This is a genomic window from Catalinimonas alkaloidigena, assembly GCF_900100765.1.
Lineage (GTDB): Bacteria > Bacteroidota > Bacteroidia > Cytophagales > Flexibacteraceae > Mooreia > Mooreia alkaloidigena.
In genome coordinates, this window is sequence record NZ_FNFO01000015.1 from 16,887 (window position 1) to 41,456 (window position 24,570).

A 24,570-nucleotide genomic window follows, 5' to 3' on the forward strand; every position below is an offset into this window, starting at 1 on the left:
TGCCTCTATGTTTAAAAACTCGCAATTTATACGCAGTTCAACGCTTGATAAGGGGGTGAAATAGCTATTGGAGAGGTTACTAGCCGCCATAGGGAGCTTATTTCGTAGCTATGATCGATATACATTGGCAAGCACTGCTCCTGTCTACAACTGACTCAGTTCAAGGAGTTGCGATATCCCAGCGGCGTGACACTGGTTTTGGCTTTGAAAAGCTTGATGAACGATTGAGGATGTTCGAACCCTAAGTCGTAGGCGATTTCTGCGACGGTCAGGTCGGTGGACGTAAGCTTTTCCTTGGCCTTTTCGATCAGCTTAGCATGGATGTGCTGCTGGGTGTTCAACCCGGTCACATTGCGCAACATGTCGCTCAGGTAGCTGGACGAGAGGTGGAGCCGATCCGCGAAGTAACCAACGCTGGGCAAGCCCTTGTGCAGTGGGTCAGCCGAATGGAAATAGTCGGCCAGGTAACTTTCGAACTTCTCGACCACCGTATGGTTAACAACGTCACGGGTGATGAACTGCCGCTTGTAGTATCGATCGCTGTAGTGGAGTAATACCTCAATGTAGGAAACGATCAGGCCCTGACTGATGTCGTCGATGGGGGTCTGAAGTTCCTGTCGAATGTCGTAGAACAGACCCAGTATCTTTTGCTTCTCCTGATCAGACAGGTGTAGCGCTTCGTGGATATTGTACGCGAAGAAACCGAATTTCTTGATCGTTTTACTCACCGGATAGGCCCGAAGGAGATCGGGGTGGATAAACAGACTGCATCCTTGGCAGAGGTCATCTTCGTCGACCACGGACAGGGCCTGGTTAGGCGACACGAAAATCATTCCCCCTTCATCAAAATCATAGTAGCCCTGGCCGTAGCGTAGCTTGCCTTTCAGGTTCGTTTTGTACGAGATCATGTAGAAATTGGGGATCATGTACCGCACCTCCGACGCCGGGGAGATCTCGTCGTGGTTAATCAGATGCACCAGGGGATGTAGGGGAGGGGAAACCCCCAGTGCTTTGCTCAGCTCCGAAATAGAATGGAAGTGGTGGAGCGCCTGTTTTTGAATCGATTTGTCTATCATGTTCTTCTACTTTTTTGAGCACCACCGACGTATGCGCCGTCATGGAAGTGTGCGGATGGTGCCGGGATGTCTCTTCGTGTGAACCGAGGGAGGCTACACCCCAAACTGCGCCGCAACGCCCTGGCGGAAGGGTTCGGGACCTACCTTCAATCGCTGTGCATACGTGGCCACGGCATCGGGCCCCGCCAGGTAGCGCAGTTGGTCTTTGCCGTCGGTTGCCGCTTCGTACACCACCTCTGCAATCGTTTCCGGCGGCGAAAACTGCAAGGTACTTTCTCCGCTGCTGAAACCGCCCATTAGTTTTTCAAACAGCGGGGCGTAGGCGTCGTGCTGGGCGGCGTCCAGCGATCGCCCCATAAAATCGGTAGCGATGCCGCCCGGGGAGATGGTCTTGATCCTGATGCCGTGCAGGCCTAGCTCGAACGACATGCTTTCGCTCCAGCCCTCCAGCGCCCACTTGGTGGCGTGGTAGATCGACGAAAGCGGGAAGGTAACCAGCCCCCCGATGGAAGTGGTGTTTAGAATCAGGCCGCTTTGCTTCTCCCGCAGGTGCGGCAAAAATGCCTGCGTGACGAAGATTGCCCCCAGTACGTTGGTGTTGAATTGCCGGGTAATCTGGTCGTGGCTGAGTCCTTCCAAGGGACCAACCAGGCCGTACCCGGCGTTGTTAAAGACCACATCGACCGGGCTGATGGCCACCGCCGCCTCCACTGCCTTCTGGATCGCTTCTTCGTCGGTGACGTCCAGCGGCAGGAGGCTGACGTTTTCTAACGTACGGAGTTCGGTTTCGTGTTCCGGATGGCGCATGGTAGCGATGACGTGCCAGCCGCGGGCGGCAAACAGGTGGGCGGTTGAGTTGCCTAGGCCCGTCGAGGCGCCGGTGATGAATATCGTTTTCATGGTAAGCTGAATTTTGTTAAAAATGTATCACTGTGGTTCAGGCAAGCACCCTTACGCCTCCGTGGAGACAAAGAGTTGGTGCGTGAGCGACTGGTAGGTAGGCTCCGACGTGCTGCGGCGGGCTTGCAACAAGGGCTGGATATCGTCGGTCGGGGCGTAGCGGAGCTGGTCTTTGCCATCCGTAGCGGCCTCGTACATCGCTTCAACTACTTTCTCTACCGCATCCGGGTCCGAGGCTGCCGACATGCCGCCATAGATTTGCCCGATGTGTTGCATAAACGGCAGGTAGTCTTCAATCACCGCTACCCCCGCGCTTTCACCGCCGACCCGCGCCATAAAGCCCGTTTGAGGGGCACCACCGGGCTCAATAAGTTTGACACGAATTCCCAGCGAAGCCAGCTCGTAACGCAGCCCTTCGGAGAAGCCTTCCAACGCGAACTTCGAAGCACTGTAGAGCGATGCCATCGGAAAGCCAATGGCACCGGCACCGGAACTGATGTTGAGGATGGTGCCGGCCCGGCGGGCGCGGAAGTGGGGAAGAATGGCGCGGGTCACGTCCATGGCACCAAAGACGTTGACGTCAAATTGTGCCTGAATGGCCTCGCGAGACAGCCCCTCGAAAATGCCGAACTGGCCATAGCCCGCGTTGTTGATCACCACGTCGATGTGGCCGAAGCGCTCGATGCCGTCCGCGATGGCGTCGTCGATGGTGGTGAGATCCTGCACGTCGAGGGTGGTTACCCAGACGTTGGGAAGGGAGCGTAGGTCGCCCGCTTTGCTGGTGTCGCGCATGGTAGCGATGACATGCCAGCCTCGCTCGGCAAATAAACGTGCGGCGGTGGCACCAAAACCAGAGGAAGTACCGGTAAGTAAGACTGTGTTTTTCATGTTGATCTTGTGTTTGTGTTGATGCATAGTATGCTGTTCGATCAGCGAGGGGGCGCAACCCACTTGTTTCCTAGGGATACTGACCTGTTCCGCGAAGCGCTATTGCCTGTCAGGTGGGGCGGTGTAAGCGCATTTGCTGGAGATAGGTGCCTTTCTTTCCTTGCGATGATGCAAACTTATGTAGCGGTCCAGCGGGAAGATGAACCAAAACGGGCGGTGCATAAGTCAAAATGAGGATGTGCGATGGAGGCGAGGTTGCGGACGTACTCCCAGTGTGGAGCACCCAGTGTGGAACACTCTCGCTTGGTAGGAAGAGCCGGGTGTGCGTTCTTTGTTTATCTTTAATCCGAAACCCTACTCCTCCCGTAGCCGATGGACCTGGTAGTAAAAGACTTGCACGAGCTCTACGAAGCCATGGGGCTGGCCGTCGACTCTTTTGATGCCAATTCTGGATTCACGATTCACTTTTTGCAGGACACGTTCACGTCCCTTCCGTTCACCTCGGTGCCCTTTCGTCCCAACTACTTCAGCTTTCTCTTCGTTGGCGAAGCCTTTGGGAAATACACCATTGACGACCAGCAGTTCACGATCCAGCCGGGAACGGTCTACTTCACCAACCCGGGGAACTATCGCATCTTCGAGTGGCAACGGATTGTCGATACCTGCCTGATCACGTTTAACGAGTCGTACCTCAAAGAATATGTGCACGACGACGTGTACCGGGAGTTTCCTTATTTACTGACCGAAACGATCGAACCCCAGGTCCTCACGGCCGGGCAGTTTGCGGTGATAAGAAACCTGTACGGGGAGATTTATCGGGAATACCACGGCGAGTCACCCTACAAGCATCAGATTGTCGGGAGCTTGACCGTCGCCCTGCTCCTGAAAATCAAGGAGTTCTTTTTTCAGGATTATAACCCGATCTACGAAGGCAACCGCAGCTCGCAGATCGTGAAAACCTTTAAGCTGAACCTGGAACATCATGTCCGGGACCTGGTCAGCGGCAAGACCGACAAGCTGCTCCGTGTGCAGGATTTCGCCGATTTGCAAGCGCTGCATGCCACCTACCTGTCCAATGTCATTTCCAGCAAAACCGGCAAGAGCATCAGCACCTGGATTGCCGATAAGCTCATCACGGAGGCCAAGGTGCTGCTCCAGGACCCGACGCTCTCCGTCAAAGAGATTGCCCATCGCCTCGGGTTTCTGGAAGCTTCGCATTTCAGCAACCACTTCAAGAAACACACCTCCCTCAGCCCGCTGTCGTACCGCAAAGCGCACCTTTTGTAGGGGTTCTTACAGATTTACAAGCCTTCCTGTAATTCTTGTACGTCCGTCGGCTCCAGTTCGGCTCACCTTTGTGTCATCACAAAAAGACAACAAATCATGAGTCAGTTATCTCAAAAAATAGCCCTGGTGACGGGTGCCTCACGCGGCATCGGGGCAGAAATTGCCAAAGAACTAGCCCGTGCGGGTGCCCATGTCGTCGTCAACTACGCAGGTGGTAAAGAAGCGGCCGACCAAGTCGTGGAAGAAATCAAGGCGGAGGGGGGCGAGGCCATTGCGTTGCAGGCGGACGTCAGTCAGTCCGATCAGGTGACCAAGCTTTTCGATCAGGTGCTGGCGCACTACGGCAAGCTCGACATTCTGGTGAACAACGCGGGCGTGATGCTCAATTCCCTGATCAAGGATACGACCGACGAACAGTTTGCCAAACAGATGGACATCAACGTCAAAGGTGTATTCTACGCCCTACGAGAAGCCGCCACCAAATTGGCCGATGGTGGGAGTGTGATCAACTTCTCTACGTCCGTCACCCGCATCATGCTGCCTACCTACGGTCCTTACGTAGCGACCAAGGCGGCGGTCGAGCAGTTGACGCGGGTCTTCTCCAAGGAGATCGGCAGCCGGGGCATCAACGTGAACTCCGTTTCGCCCGGCCCTACCAACACGGCGCTGTTCACAAAAGGCAAACCACAGGAAGCCATTGACCGGCTCGCCTCTTTGTCGGCCTTCAACCGCATTGGAGAGCCGGACGATATCGCCCGTGTGGTGGTGTTCCTGGCCAGTGACGAAGCCAAGTGGATTTCGGCACAAAATATCGGCATCAATGGTGCCATGGCCTAAGTAGACCTATTTTTTTTCATCCCTAACTTGTATTCTCATGAATTCTCTTAAAAATAAAGTAGCGCTCGTCACCGGATCGGCCCGGGGACTAGGCAAAGCCATCGCCGAGCGGTATGCCGCCCTGGGGGCCGACTTGGTCATCAACTATTCTCGCGATCAGCACGCGGCCGACGAAACCGTCAGCAACATCGGAGCAATGGGCAGCCGCGTCATCTCGGTGCAGGCCGACGTCAGCAAGGTCGAAGACCTCAAACGGCTATTTGCCGCCGCGAAAGAAGCCTTTGGCAAAATCGACATCGTGGTGGCGAACGCCGGGATTGAAATGGTGGAAACGCCCGTGACCGAGTTTACGGAAGAGCAATTCGACCGCTTGTTTTCTATTAATGCCAAAGGCTCTTACTTTACCCTGCAACAGGCAGCCCTGCACGTGGAAGACAAGGGACGTATCATTTACGTCGCTTCCAGCACCACCGCGTTTCCGGTACCGGGCATGGCTGTCTACGGGGGCAGTAAAATGGCACCTCGCTACCTGGTGGATGTACTCTCGAAAGAGATCGGGCACCGGGGCGTCACGGTCAACACCATCATCCCATTTGCGGTAGACCACTCCGGCATTTTCACCGACCCTGCCTCATATCCCGAACTGCGGAAGTCGCTCATTGACAGCTGCCCGATGGGTCGTCTGGCCGAGGTGGAAGACGTGGCCAACCTTGCCGAGTTTTTCGCCAGCGATCTTTCGTCGTTCGTCAACGGGCAGCACCTGCTGGTCAACGGTGGCGCTACACAATAAGCGCGTGGCAGGCGCTACCCCAATTGGTTTTTTGCTGCTCCTGTGCATGATGCAGGCCTATGGGCAGCTTAGCTCTCACCCACATAAAAACGTAACTCCCATGGATACGCATCTGATCCAAAATGAAATCGTCAGAAAGGCCTTTGAGGCCTGGCAACGGGCCGATACGGCCGCCTGGTTCTCGTACTTTACCCCAGACGCTACGCTGCTGGACGACGGCCACCCCCGTGATTTTCAGAAGTTCTCGACGGAAGCCATCGGGCGCGAGCGGTTCACCCGCCTCGACAAAGTGGAGGCGGACGGGACCCATCTGTACGGACAGTTCCATAGCGATACTTGGGGCAATTTCAAAACGTATTTCAAATTTCGGCTGACCCCGGAGGGAAAGATTGAGCAGTTGGAAATTGGGCAGGCTGATTACTGAACCACCCGGAAGAGAAACGCGTCGCGAGCGGCTCGCCGGTCCGTCCGCACGCTTCTTCCCTTCCGGGATGCCTTCACACAACACCGGCTTTTTTTACCAAGCGCAGCGGAAGGTTTCCCGTAGCGTTCATTACGTTTCACTTTATCATACGTACCATCATGGATTCTTCTTCAAAAGATAGCGCGTTGCAAGGCAAGCGCGTCATCGTCGTCGGCGGTAGCTCGGGCTTAGGGCTCGCTACGGCCAAATTGGCTGCCGCCGAAGGCGCGGCACTTGTACTTATCTCAAGCAATCAAGAGCGCATCGACAAGGCACTGCAGGAGCTGCCGTCCGGTTCGCACGAGGGGCACGCGGTGGACATGAGCCAGGAGTCGTCTATCAAGGCGTTTTTCGAGCATGTGGGTGCGTTCGACCACCTGATTTATACGGCGGGTGAAAACCTGAGCCTGATCAACCTGGAGGATATCGATGTGTCAGAGGCGAAAGATTTCTTCACCATCCGGTACTGGGGTGCCCTGGCCGCCGCCAAATACGGCGTACCTCATATGAACAAAGGCGGTTCAATCGGACTGATCAGCGGAACGGCCAGTCAGCGGCCTGGGTCCGGCTGGGCACTGGCCTCCAGCATTTGTGGTGCCATGGAAGGGCTGTGTCGTGCACTGGCTGTGGAGCTGTCGCCGATCCGGGTCAACATCGTCTCCCCTGGGGTGATCAAAACCAACCTGTGGTCGAGTATGAGCGAAGAAGACCGGGAAAACCTCTATAAGACGACCAGCGAAGCGAACCTGGCCAAGCGGGTGGGTGAAGCGGAAGACGTGGCCAAAACGTTCCTGTTCCTCATGCAGCAACCCTACGCCACCGGTCAGAATTTCACCATTGATGGTGGTTCCGTGCTGGTCTAAGTCGGCCAGCTCACTTTTTGCGAAGGCACCCGATGCGTGGAAGAAACCCCAAACGGTGCTTTCGCTTCTGTACATAGCTAAAATAAGAGCATGCGATGAAAAAGGTAGTTATAACGGGCTCTACCGACGGGCTCGGTTTGATGATCGCGACCGCCTTAATTAAACAAGGCCATCAGGTCGTGCTGCATGCCCGCAATCACGAAAAGGCTACCCGGTTGAAGGCGAAACTCCCCAATGCCTGGGACGTCGTCGTGGGTGATTTGTCCAGCTTTGAAGCAACTACCTCGGTGGCCGATCAGGTAAACAAGCTCGGCCACATGGACAGTGTGATTCACAACGCGGGTGTAGGGTACCGTGAGTCGAGGCTCATTAAAACCAAAGAAGGGTTGCCCCACGTGTTTGCGATCAACAGCCTCGCGCCTTATGTGCTAACCTGTCTGATCCAACCACCGGAACGACTGATCTACACCAGTTCCGGCCTGCACAATCAGGGCGAGCCCGACCTGAGCGATGTGAAATGGCAAAAGCGCGCGTGGGAGGGGTTTCAAGCCTACTCGGACAGTACATTGCACAATATCTTACTCGCATTCGGTGTAGCGAGACACTGGCCAAATGTCTACGCAAATGCCCTCGAACCGGGTTGGGTGGCTACCAAAATGGGCGGCTCTTCAGCCCCGGACAGCCTTACCGACGCGCCAAAAACACAGGAATGGCTGGCAGTCTCCGACGATGCGCAGGCGAAAGTAAGTGGCAAGTACTTCTATCATAAAGCACTGAAAAGCCATTTGCGGGCGGCCGATGATCCACAACTTCAGGACGCTTACCTGGCGCTTTGCGGAGAAATCTCAGGGGTACGTTTACCTAAGTAGAGGAGAAGCGGAGGTGAAGTGAAGAACCACAGGAGGCGTCTCACGTTGAGCGATGGAGGTGCGACCTCTCTTACTAGCTATTCAGGGGTCTAAACCAGCATTTAAAATCAGTTGGTGGTCACAAGAGGGCCGCCCTGTAGCTAGCTTCTTCTTTGGCAACTACTGCCTGAGTCGTTCCCACTGACGATCGGTAAATTCGTGTCCCGGCGGGGCATCGCTTCGCTGAATTTACCTAGTTTAGACTGCTTTTGAGTTTGCATACACGCCCTAGTCATTATGGATTAATCCCGACTCTCGTGATACGCTATCTTCTCTTCTTACTTCTGTTTCTAGGATCGGCACTGCCCAGTATAAGTCATGCTCAGCGTTGGCAAGCAGGAATACAAGGAGCCTTGACAGTTCGTCATGTCATCTATCGACACAAGTTTCCTCTTTCACAGCCTGATGAATATACAGAGCTAGTCAAAGAAAGGGGGCTTCCAGGATGGGATTTAGGCGGTACTGTACTCTATCACTTTAATTCCAGATGGTGTTTAAGGTCCAGCCTACTTTTTTCAAAGAAAGGATTTGTTATGGGCCCACTCACATTCTTCAATAACAGAGGAGAGCCCTTTGGGGCGGGCAATGCCCGTTATAATTTTCTTTTCTTAGAAGTTCCTATAACTATTGAATATACTTGGTCCCCAAAAAGGAAATATTATGCCTTAGCAGGCATAAGTCCTAACTGGCTTCTTGATGACGCACGCAATGCAGTAACTGTCTGGGGAAATCTAGGGGATCCACAAGTACAGTCTCTGAAAGAATTTGATGGACGGAATCTCTATTACCGTCATTTTAATTTAGGACTATGGCTCGGCATAGGCAAGCGTTTCTCCCTAGCCGAGCAAGTGAATTTATCCATAGCACCAACCTTTCAGCTACATCTATTAGATACCAACACGTTTGATAAACGATACCGCTATTACGAACCGGAGCGGCGTAATTTTTACGCTGTTGGCTTACAAATAGCGCTTACTTATGCTTTTCATAAGAAAGAAAAGCCAGAGGAAGATCCTTCTACTCAGTAAGTAAAAAAAGAGTTTATATACCGCTTTATTGCAAAAACCAGCACACTCCACGGCGCTGGTTTTTGCTTAATCGTCAGTTCCTCCGAGCTTCGATGTCGCTTACTTTGGTAAGCGACATCGACTGGTACTTTCTACTGAGTAGCGGCCAGGGCTTGGGTAACTTCCCAACCAATACTTTCTGTCACCCTGAACCCCAGCGATTTCAGTTTCTTTCTGCTGACCTGGTGGAAAGTACTCATACAACACTTGCCTTTCACTACCCAGATGGGTTTTGGTTTTGCTATAGTAATGGACGGTTAATACCACGTCCTTATAGGTCTAGGCTGCCTGATTGGTGACTGTACCTTTCGTCTCTCATTCTCCTACTAGGTTACTCCGATAGGTTCCGGTACTGGCCAGAAAATTGGCGGGCGTCATCTCCTCTTGGAATTGTTCGATAATTACTTTTTATGTCAACAACGCTGTTAGTAGTAGACTTCTTTTCCATCAGCAGTACGTGTGGGCGCGCAGCGGGAGACTAGAGGGGACCGTTGAATGCAGCATTCTAGAGTAGGCCAACCCCATTCTGCTTGCATTTTCCTCACTCATATTTCAGTGTCTTCGCGGGGTTGAGGACGGCCACTTTGTAGATCTGATAGCCTACCGTTGCGAGTGCAAACACCGCTACGACACCGAGCGCGACGATGGTCAGCAGCCACGGGAAGTCGATGCGGAACGCGTAGTTCTCCAGCCAGGAGCTCATGCCCCAATACACGGCCGGGATGCCGACCACTGCCGCCACGCTCAGCAACACCAGGAAATCTTTGTAGAAGCTGCCGATGATGTAGGGAATCGTGGCACCCAATACTTTGCGGACGCCCACTTCTTTGGTGCGCTGCACGGCCATAAACGAGGCCAGCCCGAACAGCCCGAGCATGGCGATGAAGATGGCCAGTCCCGAAAAAGAGCCGAATACCTCGACGAAGCGACGGTCCTGCTCATACAGCGCCGCGAAGCGCTCATCCAGAAACGTGTAGTCGAGGGGCGTGTTCGGAAAAAATTGCGTCCAGGTCGTCTCCAGATACCCCAACCCTTCTCGGTAGTGCTCCGGCTGCAATTTCACCACGCACTTGGACAGCCTAGGGTAATAAAAATAGATGGTCGGCTCCACCGCACTTTTCAAGGTCGTCCGGTTAAAATCCCGGACAATGCCCACAATCTGGTGCTTTTCGTTGTTCTCGTTTGTGCCGAACTGAAGGTACTCTTCCAGCGCCTGGAGAGGATCGGCGACATTGATCCGCCGTAAGAAGGCTTCGTTCACCAGTACCGCCGACGAGTCGGACGCGCGGGACAACTCAAAGTCCCGCCCCATCAGCAACTGCATCCCGACGGCATCCAGAAAGTGATCGTCGTTGTATTGCATGTAGTAGGTGCCTTCCAGCCGGTCAGTTTTCCCGACGATACGTACGCTGGAGGAGGTCGAATTGATGTCGGTCGCATCGCCGCCCGGTAAGTTCGACGTGCCCCCTACGACCTCGATGGCCGCATGCTTGCGTAAATCTTCCTTGAACGCCTCTATCTTCGAGGCAAGCGCTTGCTCCTCTTCCGGATTTTGTGCGTCCGGCAGGGTCAGGCCAACCACGTAGTCAGTATCGATGCCCAGGTCACGTCCCTGCATATACTGCACCTGCCGGTAGACGATAAAGGTGCCCGCGATCAGTACCATCGAAGAAGCAAATTGCACGACCACCAGGCTTTTACGCAGCCAGATGCCCCGGCGCGAGTGGCGGAACTTCCCCTTCAACACGGTCGTCGGTTTCAGCGCGGACAACACCAGGGCCGGGTAGAAGCCGGAGACCAGCGAGCCAATCAGAAAGAAAACCAGCAGACTCCGCAGAAAAGGGGGATGATTCCAGAGATGCGGCACCAGGGTTTTGCCGACCAGCTGGTTGAAAAAGGGCAGCGCCAGTTCGGCGAGCAACAGGGCCAGCAGCGACGCCAGCAAATTGACCAGCAGCGCTTCGAACAGAAACTGCCCCATCAGTTGTGACGGGTAAGCCCCGATCACTTTCCGCAGGCCCACTTCCTTGGCCCGTTCCACGGCGCGCGCGGTAGAGAGATTGATGTAATTGACCCAGGCAATGATCAGCATGAACACGGCAATCAACTGCACAAACGACACCGCCTTGGCACTGCCCGGCAGTTCGGGCTCGAAGGTGTAACCCGAATGCAGGTGGAGGCTTTGCACCGGACTCAGGGCAAACCGCGTGGAGGTTTCGGCACCTCTGTATTTCTTCACCAGCCGCTCCAGCTTCGGGTCCAGGGCCGCCAGGTCGGTGTGTGGTGCCAGGCGCACGAACGTGTAGTAGTTGAAGGAATTCCAGCTGTTGTAATCGGCCCGATCCTGTAGGCTTTTGTCCGACATCAGGATCTCAAACTTGTAATGCGTGTTGTCGGGCACATCTTCGATCACGCCCGTGACGGTGAAGGACTGGTGGTTTACCTCCAGGACTTGTCCCAGCGCGCTTTCTTCTCCAAAGTATTCGTGCGCTTTGCGTTCGGTCAGCACCAGCGTGTTTGGCTCGCTGAGCATCGTTTCGCGCGACCCTTTCAGCACCCGGTAGTTCAGCAGGTACAGAAAGTTGGAATCGGCCGACACCACGCCTTTTTCGTAGCGTAGCTGGTCGCCTTTCCGGAATACCATCGGTCCCGACTCATCGAATTTCAGGGAAGTGGTAGCCATGAGCACTTCTGGCAGCTCCTCCACCAATACCCGCCCCGCCGGGTAATACGACATGGCATCCTTCACGCCGACGGAGCCGTTGACGACTTGGATGGTCGAGAGTCGGTAGAGCTGGTCGGCCTGCGCGAAGAAGCGGTCGTAGCTCTTTTCAAATCGAACGTACTCCTGCATGAGCAGGAAAGCCGCCAGCCCCAGCGCCAGTCCGGCGACGTTGATGCTGGTGAACAGTTTGTGGCGCAGCAGGTGGCGCGAGCCGATGGTAAGGTAGTTGCGTAGCATGAGGGGATGGAGAAAGGCGAAGGGAGAAAAAGGACGGATCAGAGAAGGACGAAAGAGCATCACCACCTGCCAGCAGAGTTTCCAGGAGGCGTAGCGGGCCGACCGGCGGGCACGGTTCCGCTGGTAAAGTTCTTCCAGATCCCCCTGGATGTCGGCATAGAAGTCCGGGTGGCAGAACCACCGGAAGAAACGATCGGCCGCGCGCTTGATCATGTGATTTTCAGATCAAGGACGACCCGCGGCAGCGCTTCCCATAGGCTGACGCGGATGTCGCGTGCCTGTTGCAACGCTTGTTTGCCGTAGGCCGTCAGGGTGAAATACCGCTTGGGTTTGCCGCCCCGTTGTTCGGTCGGATCGCCGGTGCGGGACGTCAGGTATCCTTTCTGTTCCAGCCGCCGCAAAGCCGATTGGAGGGCGCCCACGCTCACGTTGCGTTGGGCCCGCTCCTCAATCTCGTCCTTGATCGCGACGCCGTACGCCTCGTCGTACAGCACCCCGACGGTCAGCAACACGATCTCTTCAAACTCACCCAAAGGATATGCTTTCATAGAATGCCCTATTTGTGGTATTGGCAAGAAAGACAATTCCGCAGCAATTTCCTAATCGTAGTATTGTGATTTTGGGGGACAGTTACAATCTCTCTCATCGCCTAGATTCTCCGGGAGTGTATTTTGAGGGCACCTATAAGAAAACTAGCGATCGTTGTCTGGCTTTTTCAACTCGTTATGTCCGAGAAATACCAGGAATTTACCTTTGGCCGACGTAGTCCCGCCCGATCAAGCCGATGGTCATAGTAGGCATAGAGGCAGGCGCGATCTCGCTAGAAAGCGGGAGACAGCCAAAGACGGCAAGGCTGGAATCAAACATGTGAGTCCGTGTAGGAAAGTCGCTAGCCTGGCCCGGCTTGGGCTACCAGGTATTGGCTGCCGCTACGAGCGGTCAATACCTGAGAAATACGTCGTTTTCAGATACTCCCGCAGCGAAGTTGGCTTGCGGCCCAGCAGCCGCTCGACGGTATTGTGCGTGCCCGCCAGCATCCCGTGCTCGGCGGCGGTACCCCACTGGGCCAAGAAGGTGGCGATGGTTTCGGGAATGCCGGCGGCTACTTGCTGGGCGATGTAGGGCGCCAGTTCGCTGCGTTGATAAGCGATGGGCCGGCCCGCTAATGCGGAGAGTTCCCGGGCGATGTCGTAAAACGAATAGGCTTCGCTCCCGGACAGAGTATACTCCTGGTGGTCATGCCCTTCACTGGTCAGCAATGCCGCCGTGGCAGCGGCCAGCTCCGTCCGCTTCACGAAGGCGATCTTGCCTTCTCCCGCCGTGAAGCGTATCTCTGTGTCCGGCACCTTGGTGCCAATCAGGTAGCCAAGACCTTCAAAGTAGTAACCGTTTTTAAGAATGGTGTAGACCAGCCCGGACGCTTTGAGGTACGCTTCGGTGGCCAGGTCGCTTTCTGTGACCTCCGGCATCATAAAATCGGAACTACTGCGCTGGATGCTAGTATAAAACAGGTGCTTGACCCCGGCTTCCTTCGCGGCGTCGATCACGTTGCGGTGCTGTTGCACCCGGTCGGTAAACGCTACGGCAGAAACCAGCAGCACCTTTTCGACACCCCGGCAGGCCTGCACCAGCGCGGGATAGTCGAAGTAGTCGGCTGGCCGGACGTCTACGCCACGCTGCACCAGATCTGTGGCTTTGCTTACGTCGCGCACCAGGGCGGCAATTTCCGCGGCCGGGGTGGTTGTGAGCAAGTAATCAATGGTTTCGTGGCCTAAGCCACCGGTAGCTCCAGTTACTAAAATCATATGAAGAAGAAAAGGTGTTGGTAAACAGCTAACAGGAGCCCTTCTGGTTCGAGCCGGAAGCGCCCGCTCTAGCAGCAGTGGCAAAATCCGCGTACATTTGCTTGCGATTTGCAAGTACAAAGATGAGGCAATTAACTTGCAAAAAGCAAGTTAAAAACAAACTTTTTTATGAAAGAGCTAAAACAGCGTTCTACTTGTCCTATCAGTACGTCGCTCGATGTGCTAGGGGACAAATGGACCCTCCTGATTTTGCGGGATATCGTGTGGGCTGGCAAGTCTACCTATGGGCAATTCCTGCGGTCCCCCGAAAAAATAGCGACCAACATTCTAGCTGACCGCCTAGCGGGCCTTGAGGCACAGGGGATCCTATCCAAGGCCGTGGCTGACGATAAGAAATCAAAATTTACCTACCGTCTGACGGAAAAAGGCGTGGATATCGTCCCCATCCTGGTAGAGCTTATCTTATGGGGAGCCAAACATGCTCCCACCATCGTAGACCCTGACTTGCTGGCTGAACTCCGGACGGGGAAAGACGCTGCCGTTGAGAAGTACCAACGGCTCGCCCGCGAAAAGGCTCTGGCGTAAACACAAAGCGATATATGTAATCGGCAGGCAAAAAAGCCTATCGATTGTCTATAAAGACTTTCTGCAGCAAGGACACTGCGGGCAAGACCTGGGCAAGAAAGGGTGCTCACAAACTAACGGGCAGTCTAACCCAGGAAGCAAAGGGGGCCGAGGAAGGTGACGACACGTGCGCTTTTGACCGCTCACTTCGGGTTCATACGAAGTAGGACTTCCAATGCATACTCACCCCGAAGGCATCCTGGTCTTGGGCCACAAGACGGGGTATTTCCATCAATACCCAGCAAGCCTGAAAGTCCTTTGGAGCAGCTCTCTTTATCCATTGCTGTAGGCCTTCTTATGGTAATCCTGAATCTCGTCAGGGTATCGGGGGATCGGCTTATTATCTTATTATTAAGCTTGTCACATAGTTGCGACATATTGCATACATTTGTGTCATGGTAGATACCAAAACTAAAATTATAGCGGCGGCAGTGAAATGCTTTCGCAGCCATGAATCGGAAACGTTGGAGAAGGTGGCTGAAGAAGCCGGTGTTTCTCGTAGAACGCTGCATCGTTATTTTGAAAATCGCCAAGACTTACTCGAATCCTGTAAGAACGAGATGCTCACTCGCTGTAATAAGGCGATGCATGAGGCCTACGAAAGCGATAAGGACCCGATCAATAAGGTAAGGAATATGCTGTTTGCTGCCATTGAGCAAGGAGCTAATTACGCTTTTATCAAAAGGATCTATGAGCGCATCAACTTTTCAGAGGTAGATCGTCAAAAGGAATTTGAATTCGATAACGTCAAATCGAACTGGTTAAAAATTATCAAGGGACTTCAAGAGGAAAAACGTATGAACGATGAGTTGACGATTCCCTGGATTTTCAATTTGTTCGGATCCATCATTGAAACGTCAATCCTTGCCGTAGAAGCGGGAGATGTTGCCAGAAATGATAGTAAGAAGTTCGCCTGGATTTCTTTTAAAGGAGCCATCGGATTAAAGGAATAAAGCCAACGCACTATGAATCAATATTCAACAGAAAGCCTCATTAGAAAAATGCCGGGTTTCTCCAGTCGTCTTCAACAAGTGAAGGATGTACATCTTCACTATGTCAAAGGGGGAAGCGGAGAACCATTCCTATTATTGCCCGGCTGGCCTCAGACCTGGTGGTCTTTCCGCCATATCATGCCGGCTCTGGCTAAACAGTATACCGTAATCGCAGTGGATCTGCGCGGCATGGGAGATAGTGCTAAGCCGGTAGCAGGATACTCCAAAAAGAATATGGCCCGTGACATTCGAGAGCTGGTCGTAGCGTTAGGATATGATAGGGTACATATAGCCGGACATGATATTGGCGCCAATGTCGCTTACGCTTTTGCGGCTAATTATCCGGAAACCGTCAACAAACTCATCCTTTTGGATACTCCCCCGCCCGATGAAAGTATGTACCGGCTTCCGATGCTACCTGTAGGCATGCCAGTATACCCCTGGTGGGTAGCGTTTAATCAGGTGAGAGACCTGCCTGCCCAGCTGCTGGAAGGACGTTTTGGATGGTTGTTGGATCATCTTTTGGATACGTTACTTGTTAATAAAGAAGCCATCAGTGAGTTTGACCGCGCTGTATATTGTCAACACTATAACCACCCAGAAAACATACGGGCATCCTGCGCTTGGTACCAGGCTTTTGGTCAGGATATTGTAGATCAGAAGACCTATTCAAAAATTAAGAATTCAACTATAGGAATTGTATCATCCGCTAATGTTGAAATTCTGAATAATTTTCTGTCTCATAATTTTTTTGAGTATAAAATGATGGAAGTAAAGGGAGCCGGGCATTTTCTTCCTGAGGAGAAACCCGAGCAAATTGCACAGGCGATCTCAGATTTCTTGAATTAAGCCTAAGTAACCCACTCTACCTATATGGGATATCCAGCCGCACCCTGGCGGAAAAGCGTGATGCATTTGATTTGCTACCCCAACAGATGCTGTTTCGGCTAAAGGAGCAGCCCGCACATTGCGAACGGAACCCTGTTTACAAGAGGACCTCGCGATGAATGTGCTATCAAGCATACCCAAGTTCTTGATGTGGTTCGGTTTAGCGGGACAGGAGTAGTGCTAAGTTGTCAATCCGCTTTGGTAATGTATGGTTTCAAATGCACTCGGGCCCCGATAGGCCAGAGCCGAACCTTCCTTTTGCGGTTGTAATAGCATTCGATGTATGGCCGGGCCACCCCGTCGAAGATCTCGGTATAGGCCTCATCTAGGCACCCGTCGGGCGTGGCAATGCCGGCCATCAACGAACGAAAGAAACACCTGATGCAGGGAAAATACGCGCAGCCCCGGCCGTGGCCAGTTTGCTCCTCGCCCGCATCTCCCGAAACGTCAGATGCTGGTCCCTTTCGCCTCCTTTTTAGGGGCACTCTGCCTTGAGCATGCGCAGGAGCCGTTCAACACTTTTCCTTTGCTCTCTACCCACTCTCTACGTTTCTTAGCGCTAGAAGCCAGGGATGGACAAAGAGACGCACCATGAAAGAATTCTTGCGACTACCCGTGCTCATTCACGGCTACGTTCTGCCTATCGGGTCAAGCAAGTAGCACCAGGTTCTCGCCTCGCCCTGGCGGCAGCTTTTCCGGACCGTGTAGACGTTGTAGGAACCCCGTAGGAACCCCTCACGTGAGGGCAGAAGCATTACTTTCTGCTGTACGCTCGCCTGGATAAGCCTTCACGCGTTGGGCAGAAAAATTGAAGACGCTGCGTCTCCTTATTGTTCAGCCACTTCATTCACTCCCGCTATGTTCAAAAATTACTTCAAGACCGCGGCGCGTAACCTGCGAAAAAATAGATTTTTCACGACCCTAAACGTTGTTGCGCTGGCCCTGGCCATGTCGATCAGTCTCCTCTACGTGGCCATGATGGTGTTCCTCTTCCAATTCGAGAACTTCCATTCGAACGCAGAGCACCTCTACCGGGTCATCACGCACGTGCGGGATCAGGACGAGAACCCCTCGTTCGCCTCTGTGCCGATCGGTACTGCCGAGCTTCTGAAAGGCAATGTCACCGGGGTGGAACAAGTGGTTCGTATTCATCAATCGCTTCCTCGTGAGGTTCATTATGGGGATAGAGCCATTCCTGTCAGAGGATACTTTGTGGATCCAGCGTATCTTTCGATGTTTACCTTTCCCCTGCTGCGGGGAAACCCCGCCACGGCGCTGGCCAAGCCTCGTACGATGGTGGTGAGTCAGGCGGCAGCGGCCCGCATCTTTGGGGAAACGGACCCGATGGGCGAACTGGTCTTCATCGAGCCCTTTGGGGAAGTGATGGTCACCGGTGTCGCGAAAGACCTGCCCAAAAACTCGCACCTGAAGACCGAGGTGTTGGTTTCCTTCGCTACGCTCACCTCGCATCATGGCGCGTCATTTACCGACGACGAAAAAAACTGGAATCACTTCTACAACTCCTACGCGTATGTGCAACTCGCGGACCAGGCGAATCCCTCGGCCGTGGAAGCGTTCCTCAACCGCGTGGCCAAAGAAAAATACCCGACCCCGGCGTTCCAGGCTTCGTTTGAACTTCAGCGGCTCGATCAGATTGTGCCCGGGCCTGAGCTCGACAATGACATGGGCAACGAATGGAGTTACCAGGAAATGGCGCTCCTGGGAATTCTACCGATGATCATCCTCCTGGCAGCCTGCAGCAATTACGTGAGCCTGGCCATCTCCCAGTCCCTCCAACGGATGAAAGAGATCGGGGTGCGTAAGGTGATGGGCGCCCAGAAGAAGCAGATCTTTCTGCAGTTTGTGCTGGAAAGCACCCTCATGATGCTGCTGGCCGTGAGCCTCTCGTATGGTTTCTTCGAGCTCATCCGCAACGAAGCGCTGGCGCTTACCGACTCGTATGAGTGGGTCGATCTGAATCCTACCCTGGGCACGTTTGCCGGTTTCGTCGTCTTCGCCCTCCTGGTGGGCCTGGCTGCGGGTATGGTTCCTGCGCTCCATTTTTCAAAAATGGGCTCCACCCTGGCGCTGAAAGGGAAAGCGCCGCACACAAAAACGGGCGGCTGGTTTTCGCTGCGCCACCTCGTGATCACCTCCCAATTCATCCTGTCGCTGGGTTTTATCATGGCCGTGGTGGTGATGGTGCAACAGCATCGGCACGCCATCGCGTATGATTTCGGGTTCGACCAGGAAAAAATCCTCAACGTAGATCTTCAGCAGGCGGATCCACAACTCGTCAAAGATGAATTTGGAAAGCTTTCTTTCGTTCCGCTGATCTCGATGTCATCGCACCCCCTTGGCGTCGGAAACGTACCGGGGGTGTACGTGAAGCGGGTGGCCCAGGCAGATTCCATCGCCGCGAGGCGGATGGCCATCGATGAACACTTTATCACCAACCTGGGCCTGCAGCTGGTGCTGGGCAGGAACTTCACCCACGACGCCGGCGAAAACGCACATCTCATCATCATCAATGAAGCCTTTGCCAAACATCTGAGCCCGAAGAACGCTTCCGGGGCCCTCGGTGAGGTGATCCTCCTGGCCGATCAACGCGAAGTGCACGTGGTGGGGATTGTAAAAGATTTCCACTACGCCAGCCTGCAATCACCCATCGAAAACTTCTTCTTCGAGTATGCGCCTGAGAAGTTTCACTACGCAAATTTTCACTTTCACGCTACCAACGAACGCCAAGCTTTTTTAGAAATGGAAGCAGCCTGGCAAGTGGTCGGGAACGGCGACACGTTGAAAGCCGAATTCCTGGTCGACCAGCTCCGCGAGGCCTATTCGTTTTACAACCGCATTGTGGAGATATGGGGATTCATGGGACTGTTGGCCATCACCATCGCGTGCCTGGGGTTGTTGGGCACGGTGGTGTTCACGGTGAAAAATCGGGTCAAAGAAGTGAGCATCCGGAAGGTGATGGGGGCTTCTTCCCCAAGCCTGGTGTTCCTGCTCTCCAAAGACTTTATACTCCTGCTGTCCATCGCCGCAATCCTCACCCTACCAAGCGTCTACTTTTTTATGACGTGGATGCTGCAGGAGGAACAGTATTATAGTGCCCCCATTGGCGTCTTTGAAGTCGTCATCAGCCTGGCGGTGGTGTTAACGCTTGGGCTGGCCACCATCTTCTCACAAACCTGGAAGGCGGCCAACACAAACCCGGTGGATCATCTTAAGGTGGAGTGAGCCCGGGAACCGCCACCGCGCGTGCGTACTAATTTCAGACAAAGGCCGGGTAATTTCCAGGCGGACGATGATGTTTTTACGTGTAAGAACGTCTCTACTCTTTATAACCGCCAAAAGACATCCTGAATGCTTGGTACGTTGAACCGATCGAAGCCTGGAAAAGCCGCTGAACTGCGCATCATGACTTACAGGCTTGCTAAAAGAGACTCACGTTACCCCAGACAGGAAGGGTCGTGAACGTGGAGAGAAGATTCTGTGGTATTAAGAAATATGGCACAGGAGCGTGGATTAGGGTATCTCATTCTTTTCACTACCCTGGCCGTCACCCTATAAACGGTAAACCGGGCTTTCCTCTGTGCAGACTAAACGGGTAGTGTCCATCCTGCCACCCTTCTGCCTGGGCGATCTTCACTCAGTTCTTGAATGATCTATTGGATTCGCAGGGGCCGCTTTCAGGGTTAGTGACAAAACGGTCGTAAGCCCTAAAAACAGCAGATGCATCAGACTAACGATGATTCCGATGAAACCGATCGCTAGGCTGTACTGCTGGAGGTCGGCCAGCAGAGGTGTGAACAGAAAACAGTCAACTGAGCGACATGCCCAGGGCCGGGCCCATGACGTTCAATACCGTGAAGAATTTTTGCTTGGACAGCGTACGGTAGGCAGTTTTGAAGTAATTTTTAAGCATCGGGATTGACTCGATTTATTGATTTCGGGTTTCCTTTTTCCCTTGATTGCTCAGGGGTAGGATGGCGTACACCAGAAGAGAAGTATTTGTAGCCTGGTGGAGTGGCCACTTCGCTCTATCGCGAAGTGACTACCTAAAGCCTCAGTGGAATAGGAGCATGACCCGGAGACAAACGCCTTATTCCTCCCGTAGACTATCTACGGGATTAGCAAGGGCTGCTTTCACCGCTTGCCAGCTCACCGTAGCCAATGCTATCAGGCCGGCGCCGGCGCCCGCCAGTAGAAATACTTCCACTCCCATTTGGATGCGATACACGAAGTTATCCAACCAGAGTTGCATGCTATACCAGGCGATGGGAATGGCTACGATAAACCCGATGAACACTAACAGGATAAAATCCTTGCTTAGCAGGGCCACCACATGCTCTACCGAGGCACTTAAGATCTTGCGGATCCCAATCTCTTTTTTTCGTTGTTGCGAGGTGAAAGCCACCAACCCAAACAAGCCCAGACAGGCGATAAAAATCGCCAGGCCGGCAAAGACACTGAACAGCCGGGCAAAGCGCACATCGTTGGTGTACTGCTGATCAAACGCTTCGTCCACAAACTGATAATGAAACACGTTGCGGGGAAATAGTTGGTGATAGACGGACTCGATTTGGCGGATCGTCTCGGGCAGGTCTTGGGTGGTGACCCGCAGGGAAAGGTGGTTCCCCTGGCGGGTCGGGCCAAACACAATGTTTTGCTGCTCGCCGTGAGCCGAGGACCAGCGAAAGTCCTGGTACACCCCGATAATCTGCGCGGTATACCCTCCGATATCCAGCACCTGACCGACGGCGTCCTCTGGCGAGGCAAACCCAAGTGATTGTACTGTTTTTTCGTTGGTCATGACGGTCCAGGGCGCATCTTCTGCCTCGGATAAAGTGATGTCTTCAAATCCCTGGCCCGCCACCAAGGTTAATTTATAGAGCCGGGCGAAGCTGGTATCGATGTAGGTGGCGACCCCACGAATAGCCTGAGCCGGATCCTGCGTGACTTTCCGAATGGCGGCCCCGTTCCAGTTGAAGCCTTGTCCGGGCAGCGTCGAGGAGGCAGCGGCCTGCGTGACGGCCGGCAAGCTTCTGAGTTGCTGTAAAAAGGTCGCCGTGGCGGTGGCTCGATCGGTGCCTTCCGGAAGGATACGCGGCCCTTCGACGGTGAGCACCTGCTCCAGATTGAGCCCCAGGGCCAGGCTCCGCATGTAGCGGAGTTGGTGATAAATGATTACCGTGCCGACCACCAGCACAATGGAGGCTGTGAACTGGAGGACGACCAGCCCCCGACGAAGCCAAAACGGGGAGGAGAAGGAGCCCACGTTTCCTTTCAGCACGGCGGTGGGTTTAAAAGAGGAGAGCACAAACGCGGGATAGAGCCCCGCCAGCACGGTCCCGATCAGGAGGGTGAGGAGCAACGCCGGCCAAAAGCCCGAGCTCATCCAGAGGGAAGAAGAGAGCTGGGTTTGGGCAAGTTGGTTGACCAGCGGGGTGAGCCAGGCCGCCAGCGTGACCGCCAGCACGGCAGCGGTCAGATTGGTCAGGGCCGACTCACACAGAAACTGCACCATCAACTGTCCGCGTTGCGCACCGATCACTTTGCGGACGCCCACCTCCCGGGCCCGATTAAGTGCTCTGGCCGTAGCCAAGTTGATGTAGTTGACCAAGGCAATGCACAGGGTGATGAGACCGATGATGGTAAAGAAATAAACCGTGCGGGAATCCCCGATCACTTCGTCGCTTGGCCCCGTGACGGCGGCATTGAGATGAATATCCTGCAGGGGCTGTAGGTGAAGGGCCGCCGTGAAGCCCTGCTGCTGCAGTAGGTCACTACGTACGTTCAAGTAAACCTCTGTCATCTTTTGCTCGGTAAGGACCGCCTCCGCAGACGGCTGAAGCTGTACATACGTACTGAAGTTATTCCAGCTCCACCCTCCTTCCGGCTCATTTCGGTAGTCTTCCCCGTTGAGCAGATCCTGTATGGAGAGCAACAGCTCAAACTGAAGATGGGAGTGAAGCGGTACGTCTTCGAAAACACCCACCACCCGATAAGCCTGCGAGACCTGCCCGGTTACCTCCAACACTTCGCCTAGGGGGTTGACTTGGCCAAAGTACTTCTGCGCCGCTTGCCTGGAAAGCAGCGCGGTCCCCGGCTCCAGCGCGTGCTTCTTATCGCCGGTCAGGAGTGGAAAAGAGAACATCTGTAAGAAATCGGGATCGGCATACAGCACTTCATCTTCCTCGAACACCTGGTTGGGCTGGGCCGCGTTGGCAACCATGACCCTGTCGGCGTGCAGCCGTGTGACGGCTACCAGCTCAGGCACCTCTTCTTTCAGGGCCGGGGCTAACGCCTGTGCCGTGTAAGCGCCGGAAAAATCGAGCGCTTCCCCGTTTCTAGCATACCCCTGTAGAATCCGGTAGAGCGTGGACTCATGCTGATGAAACGTATCGAAGCTCTTTTCAAAGGTCACATACTGAAAAATGAGCAGGCAGCAGGCCATGCCGATGGCCAGGCCCAGGAGGTTGATGCCGGCATAGACTTTCTGATGAAGAAGACTCCGGTAGGCGATTTTGAGGTAATTCTTGAGCATAAGAAATGAAAAGTTGTAGGGGTGTTGAGAAAAGAAAGCGCATGGACTAGAGCACTACGCCGGAGTTGTCTTTGCTGGATTAGGTTCGCTGTATAAAAGGCTTGTAGCGTCTTACGCGCCTCTCGCCTTTTGCTTCTATCCCCAGGGTAGGGCAGGTAGCAATAAGCGGATCGCTAACGTAACCCTCCTGGGGATAGGAGAGCCGTTGAAAAGTAGAAGCAAAGGCAGACATCATCTGTGCTATCCGTGGTGGAGATGGGTGGTTGATGTTTCAAATCAAAGTCTCTAGGGCCGGCAAGACGAAATCCTCACCTTGCCTGTTCCCCATGGCGTTGTCGATGAGCAAACATTTTACCAATTCCGTAAAATGGGGCACAGGGACATTTCGCTTGATTCTCCTCCGGTTGGATGTCCGTTGTTGGACAGGGCTTATCCGTTTATGGACACTTAAGGTGGCAAAGCGGCGGCGTCCCCAACGTGAAGTGCCCCGGGGTGTAGTCGCCTTTCCGGAGTTGAATGCTCTCCTCCACCCGGTTTCGGGGGCGTTGTTGGATTGCGTAGGAATAGGAGAAAGAAGGGGTGGGATTTCTTTCAGACGTTTTGCGGCCTGACTCGGGCCGATTACCTGACCCTGACAATTTACGCCAACCGAAATAACGCTACCTGGTGTATGGGCACATCTGCCAATCTCCCTGAGGGATTCATCGCACCACCTTTGTTTGTATTCCGTGTTTTGCTCACCAGGCGTAGAGAGGCTTTACTAGCCAAAGGGATTCAGTAAGCGGTAAGGTGGCCGATGAGCGATCCTTTGGCAAAGCATAGGCAGTACTTTCTCAGAATCACAGCGTCGTAACCACTGCAAAGTTGCACGGAGTATTGTTACATAATAAAATTAGTTATGTATAATGGTGTAAATGAGGCTTGTCGCAAGCCTAGTGAGTTCTAGCAACGTGCTTGGCGCGTAAGGCCGTGTCGCAAAACGACGCTACTTTGACTGATTCACCCCCGTCTTCGTTGCTGGCGGCGCTTTAGTTTTGAGCTCCATCACGCGACCGACAGGCACCATGAGCAAGCACGTGTTATTTATTCAAGGGGGAGGGGAAGAAGGATTCAAAGCTGATGCGACCCTGGTGGCGTCTTTACAGACCGCTTTGGGTGGCTCTTATCAGGTCCATTACCCACGCTTGACGTCTGATGAAACGCAGCCCGATTTCGGGTGGCCTCAGCAAATTGAAAAAGAAATAAGGGCGATGCCTGACCCCGTCTGGCTCGTCGGCCATTCCTTGGGGGCCTCCATGCTGTTAAAGTGTCTTACGGAAAGGCCCCTTCACAAAAAGATAACCGGCCTTTTTCTCCTGGCGACTCCCTTTTGGTCCGGTGAGGAAGCGTGGCAACAGGGGCTTGCCCTGCAGGAAGATTTCCCCGACCACTTGCCGAAACAGGTGCCGATTTTTCTCTATCACTGTCGCGATGATGAAGAGGTGTCGTTCGAACACCTCTCGATCTATGCCCAGAAGCTGCCCCAGGCCACGGTGCGTGCACTTGCCCAGGGTGGTCATCCGTTTCAGCACGCGCTAGCCCTCGTGACCCACGATGTCAAGTCCGTGTGAGCACAAACCCCCACGTCTTTGATGACGGGCTTGCCTGATGAGCGGGCCCCCTGGGGA

At 53.9% G+C, this 24,570-nt stretch carries 19 protein-coding genes; 12 read left to right on the forward strand and 7 right to left on the reverse strand.

Features of this window, described 5'->3' with window-relative positions; translation table 11 throughout:
- Positions 1–155 precede the first annotated feature (155 nt).
- The 3 genes from BLR44_RS26155 to BLR44_RS26165 form a co-directional block, all read right to left on the reverse strand.
- Positions 156–1,076 (reverse strand): helix-turn-helix domain-containing protein, encoded by a 921-nt coding sequence (locus tag BLR44_RS26155; RefSeq protein ID WP_089688028.1) that lies wholly within the window; start codon positions 1,074–1,076, stop codon positions 156–158.
- Positions 1,077–1,169: 93 nt separating this feature from the next.
- A complete protein-coding gene (locus BLR44_RS26160; RefSeq protein WP_089688030.1) occupies positions 1,170–1,976 on the reverse strand; it encodes an SDR family oxidoreductase in 807 nt (268 codons plus the stop codon).
- A 51-nt stretch (positions 1,977–2,027) separates the two neighbouring features.
- The gene (locus BLR44_RS26165; RefSeq protein WP_089688194.1) at positions 2,028–2,864 is read right to left on the reverse strand and encodes an SDR family oxidoreductase; all 837 of its coding nucleotides are present in this window, start codon (positions 2,862–2,864) and stop codon (positions 2,028–2,030) included.
- Positions 2,865–3,236: 372 nt separating this feature from the next.
- Between BLR44_RS26165 and BLR44_RS26175 the strand changes: the two genes are divergently transcribed.
- From BLR44_RS26175 to BLR44_RS26205, 7 genes are all read left to right on the forward strand, one after another.
- On the forward strand, positions 3,237–4,151 hold the full coding sequence (locus tag BLR44_RS26175; RefSeq protein ID WP_089688035.1) for a helix-turn-helix domain-containing protein: 915 nt from the start codon (positions 3,237–3,239) through the stop codon (positions 4,149–4,151).
- Positions 4,152–4,247: 96 nt separating this feature from the next.
- Positions 4,248–4,988, forward strand: a complete 741-nt coding sequence (locus tag BLR44_RS26180; protein WP_089688037.1) for an SDR family oxidoreductase — start codon at positions 4,248–4,250, stop codon at positions 4,986–4,988.
- Between the two features lie 37 nt (positions 4,989–5,025).
- Complete coding sequence (locus BLR44_RS26185) at positions 5,026–5,778, forward strand: SDR family oxidoreductase (RefSeq protein ID WP_089688039.1); 753 nt, start codon at positions 5,026–5,028, stop codon at positions 5,776–5,778.
- 100 nt (positions 5,779–5,878) lie between these two features.
- Entirely contained in the window at positions 5,879–6,202 is a 324-nt protein-coding gene (locus BLR44_RS26190; protein WP_089688042.1) for a nuclear transport factor 2-like protein, read from the forward strand.
- Positions 6,203–6,360: 158 nt separating this feature from the next.
- Entirely contained in the window at positions 6,361–7,104 is a 744-nt protein-coding gene (locus BLR44_RS26195) for an SDR family oxidoreductase (RefSeq protein WP_089688044.1), read from the forward strand.
- 95 nt (positions 7,105–7,199) lie between these two features.
- Entirely contained in the window at positions 7,200–7,973 is a 774-nt protein-coding gene (locus BLR44_RS26200) for an SDR family NAD(P)-dependent oxidoreductase (protein ID WP_089688046.1), read from the forward strand.
- Positions 7,974–8,269: 296 nt separating this feature from the next.
- Positions 8,270–9,040, forward strand: coding sequence for an outer membrane beta-barrel protein (locus tag BLR44_RS26205; RefSeq protein ID WP_176956224.1), 771 nt, complete (start codon positions 8,270–8,272; stop codon positions 9,038–9,040).
- 580 nt (positions 9,041–9,620) lie between these two features.
- Here the strand turns inward: BLR44_RS26205 and BLR44_RS26210 are convergent.
- The 3 genes from BLR44_RS26210 to BLR44_RS26220 all read right to left on the reverse strand — a co-directional run bounded on the left by BLR44_RS26210 (position 9,621) and on the right by BLR44_RS26220 (position 13,846).
- Positions 9,621–12,254 carry an FtsX-like permease family protein gene (locus BLR44_RS26210; RefSeq protein ID WP_089688051.1) on the reverse strand — a complete coding sequence of 878 codons (2,634 nt, stop codon included), beginning with the start codon at positions 12,252–12,254 and terminating at the stop codon, positions 9,621–9,623.
- Entirely contained in the window at positions 12,251–12,589 is a 339-nt protein-coding gene (locus tag BLR44_RS26215; protein ID WP_089688053.1) for a PadR family transcriptional regulator, read from the reverse strand. The genes BLR44_RS26210 and BLR44_RS26215 overlap by 4 nt, the downstream gene beginning before the upstream one ends.
- A gap of 381 nt (positions 12,590–12,970) precedes the next feature.
- Positions 12,971–13,846, reverse strand: a complete 876-nt coding sequence (locus tag BLR44_RS26220; protein ID WP_089688055.1) for an SDR family oxidoreductase — start codon at positions 13,844–13,846, stop codon at positions 12,971–12,973.
- A gap of 168 nt (positions 13,847–14,014) precedes the next feature.
- On the opposite strand from BLR44_RS26220, the gene BLR44_RS26225 reads away from it, so the two are divergent.
- The 4 genes from BLR44_RS26225 to BLR44_RS26240 all read left to right on the forward strand — a co-directional run bounded on the left by BLR44_RS26225 (position 14,015) and on the right by BLR44_RS26240 (position 19,593).
- On the forward strand, positions 14,015–14,431 hold the full coding sequence (locus BLR44_RS26225; protein WP_089688057.1) for a winged helix-turn-helix transcriptional regulator: 417 nt from the start codon (positions 14,015–14,017) through the stop codon (positions 14,429–14,431).
- Positions 14,432–14,865: 434 nt separating this feature from the next.
- The gene (locus tag BLR44_RS26230; protein ID WP_089688059.1) at positions 14,866–15,423 is read left to right on the forward strand and encodes a TetR/AcrR family transcriptional regulator; all 558 of its coding nucleotides are present in this window, start codon (positions 14,866–14,868) and stop codon (positions 15,421–15,423) included.
- A gap of 12 nt (positions 15,424–15,435) precedes the next feature.
- Complete coding sequence (locus BLR44_RS26235; RefSeq protein WP_089688062.1) at positions 15,436–16,311, forward strand: alpha/beta fold hydrolase; 876 nt, start codon at positions 15,436–15,438, stop codon at positions 16,309–16,311.
- Positions 16,312–17,208: 897 nt separating this feature from the next.
- The gene (locus tag BLR44_RS26240; protein WP_089688063.1) at positions 17,209–19,593 is read left to right on the forward strand and encodes an ABC transporter permease; all 2,385 of its coding nucleotides are present in this window, start codon (positions 17,209–17,211) and stop codon (positions 19,591–19,593) included.
- A gap of 865 nt (positions 19,594–20,458) precedes the next feature.
- Here the strand turns inward: BLR44_RS26240 and BLR44_RS26245 are convergent.
- Positions 20,459–22,903, reverse strand: a complete 2,445-nt coding sequence (locus BLR44_RS26245) for an ABC transporter permease (protein ID WP_089688065.1) — start codon at positions 22,901–22,903, stop codon at positions 20,459–20,461.
- Positions 22,904–23,967: 1,064 nt separating this feature from the next.
- On the opposite strand from BLR44_RS26245, the gene BLR44_RS26250 reads away from it, so the two are divergent.
- On the forward strand, positions 23,968–24,513 hold the full coding sequence (locus BLR44_RS26250; RefSeq protein ID WP_089688067.1) for an alpha/beta hydrolase: 546 nt from the start codon (positions 23,968–23,970) through the stop codon (positions 24,511–24,513).
- Positions 24,514–24,570 lie beyond the last annotated feature (57 nt).

What these genes read in the sequence shown, in the direction of transcription:
- BLR44_RS26210 (WP_089688051.1), bottom strand. Translation starts at nt 12,254, where the DNA reads ATGATCAAGCGCGCGGCCGATCGTTTCTTCCGGTGGTTCTGCCACCCG.
- BLR44_RS26160 (WP_089688030.1), bottom strand. Translation starts at nt 1,976, where the DNA reads ATGAAAACGATATTCATCACCGGCGCCTCGACGGGCCTAGGCAACTCA.
- BLR44_RS26235 (WP_089688062.1), top strand. Translation starts at nt 15,436, where the DNA reads ATGAATCAATATTCAACAGAAAGCCTCATTAGAAAAATGCCGGGTTTC.
- BLR44_RS26200 (WP_089688046.1), top strand. Translation starts at nt 7,200, where the DNA reads ATGAAAAAGGTAGTTATAACGGGCTCTACCGACGGGCTCGGTTTGATG.
- BLR44_RS26240 (WP_089688063.1), top strand. Translation starts at nt 17,209, where the DNA reads ATGTTCAAAAATTACTTCAAGACCGCGGCGCGTAACCTGCGAAAAAAT.
- BLR44_RS26175 (WP_089688035.1), top strand. Translation starts at nt 3,237, where the DNA reads ATGGACCTGGTAGTAAAAGACTTGCACGAGCTCTACGAAGCCATGGGG.
- BLR44_RS26225 (WP_089688057.1), top strand. Translation starts at nt 14,015, where the DNA reads ATGAAAGAGCTAAAACAGCGTTCTACTTGTCCTATCAGTACGTCGCTC.
- BLR44_RS26245 (WP_089688065.1), bottom strand. Translation starts at nt 22,903, where the DNA reads ATGCTCAAGAATTACCTCAAAATCGCCTACCGGAGTCTTCTTCATCAG.
- BLR44_RS26185 (WP_089688039.1), top strand. Translation starts at nt 5,026, where the DNA reads ATGAATTCTCTTAAAAATAAAGTAGCGCTCGTCACCGGATCGGCCCGG.
- BLR44_RS26250 (WP_089688067.1), top strand. Translation starts at nt 23,968, where the DNA reads ATGAGCAAGCACGTGTTATTTATTCAAGGGGGAGGGGAAGAAGGATTC.
- BLR44_RS26215 (WP_089688053.1), bottom strand. Translation starts at nt 12,589, where the DNA reads ATGAAAGCATATCCTTTGGGTGAGTTTGAAGAGATCGTGTTGCTGACC.
- BLR44_RS26230 (WP_089688059.1), top strand. Translation starts at nt 14,866, where the DNA reads ATGGTAGATACCAAAACTAAAATTATAGCGGCGGCAGTGAAATGCTTT.
- BLR44_RS26195 (WP_089688044.1), top strand. Translation starts at nt 6,361, where the DNA reads ATGGATTCTTCTTCAAAAGATAGCGCGTTGCAAGGCAAGCGCGTCATC.
- BLR44_RS26190 (WP_089688042.1), top strand. Translation starts at nt 5,879, where the DNA reads ATGGATACGCATCTGATCCAAAATGAAATCGTCAGAAAGGCCTTTGAG.
- BLR44_RS26220 (WP_089688055.1), bottom strand. Translation starts at nt 13,846, where the DNA reads ATGATTTTAGTAACTGGAGCTACCGGTGGCTTAGGCCACGAAACCATT.
- BLR44_RS26165 (WP_089688194.1), bottom strand. Translation starts at nt 2,864, where the DNA reads ATGAAAAACACAGTCTTACTTACCGGTACTTCCTCTGGTTTTGGTGCC.
- BLR44_RS26155 (WP_089688028.1), bottom strand. Translation starts at nt 1,076, where the DNA reads ATGATAGACAAATCGATTCAAAAACAGGCGCTCCACCACTTCCATTCT.
- BLR44_RS26180 (WP_089688037.1), top strand. Translation starts at nt 4,248, where the DNA reads ATGAGTCAGTTATCTCAAAAAATAGCCCTGGTGACGGGTGCCTCACGC.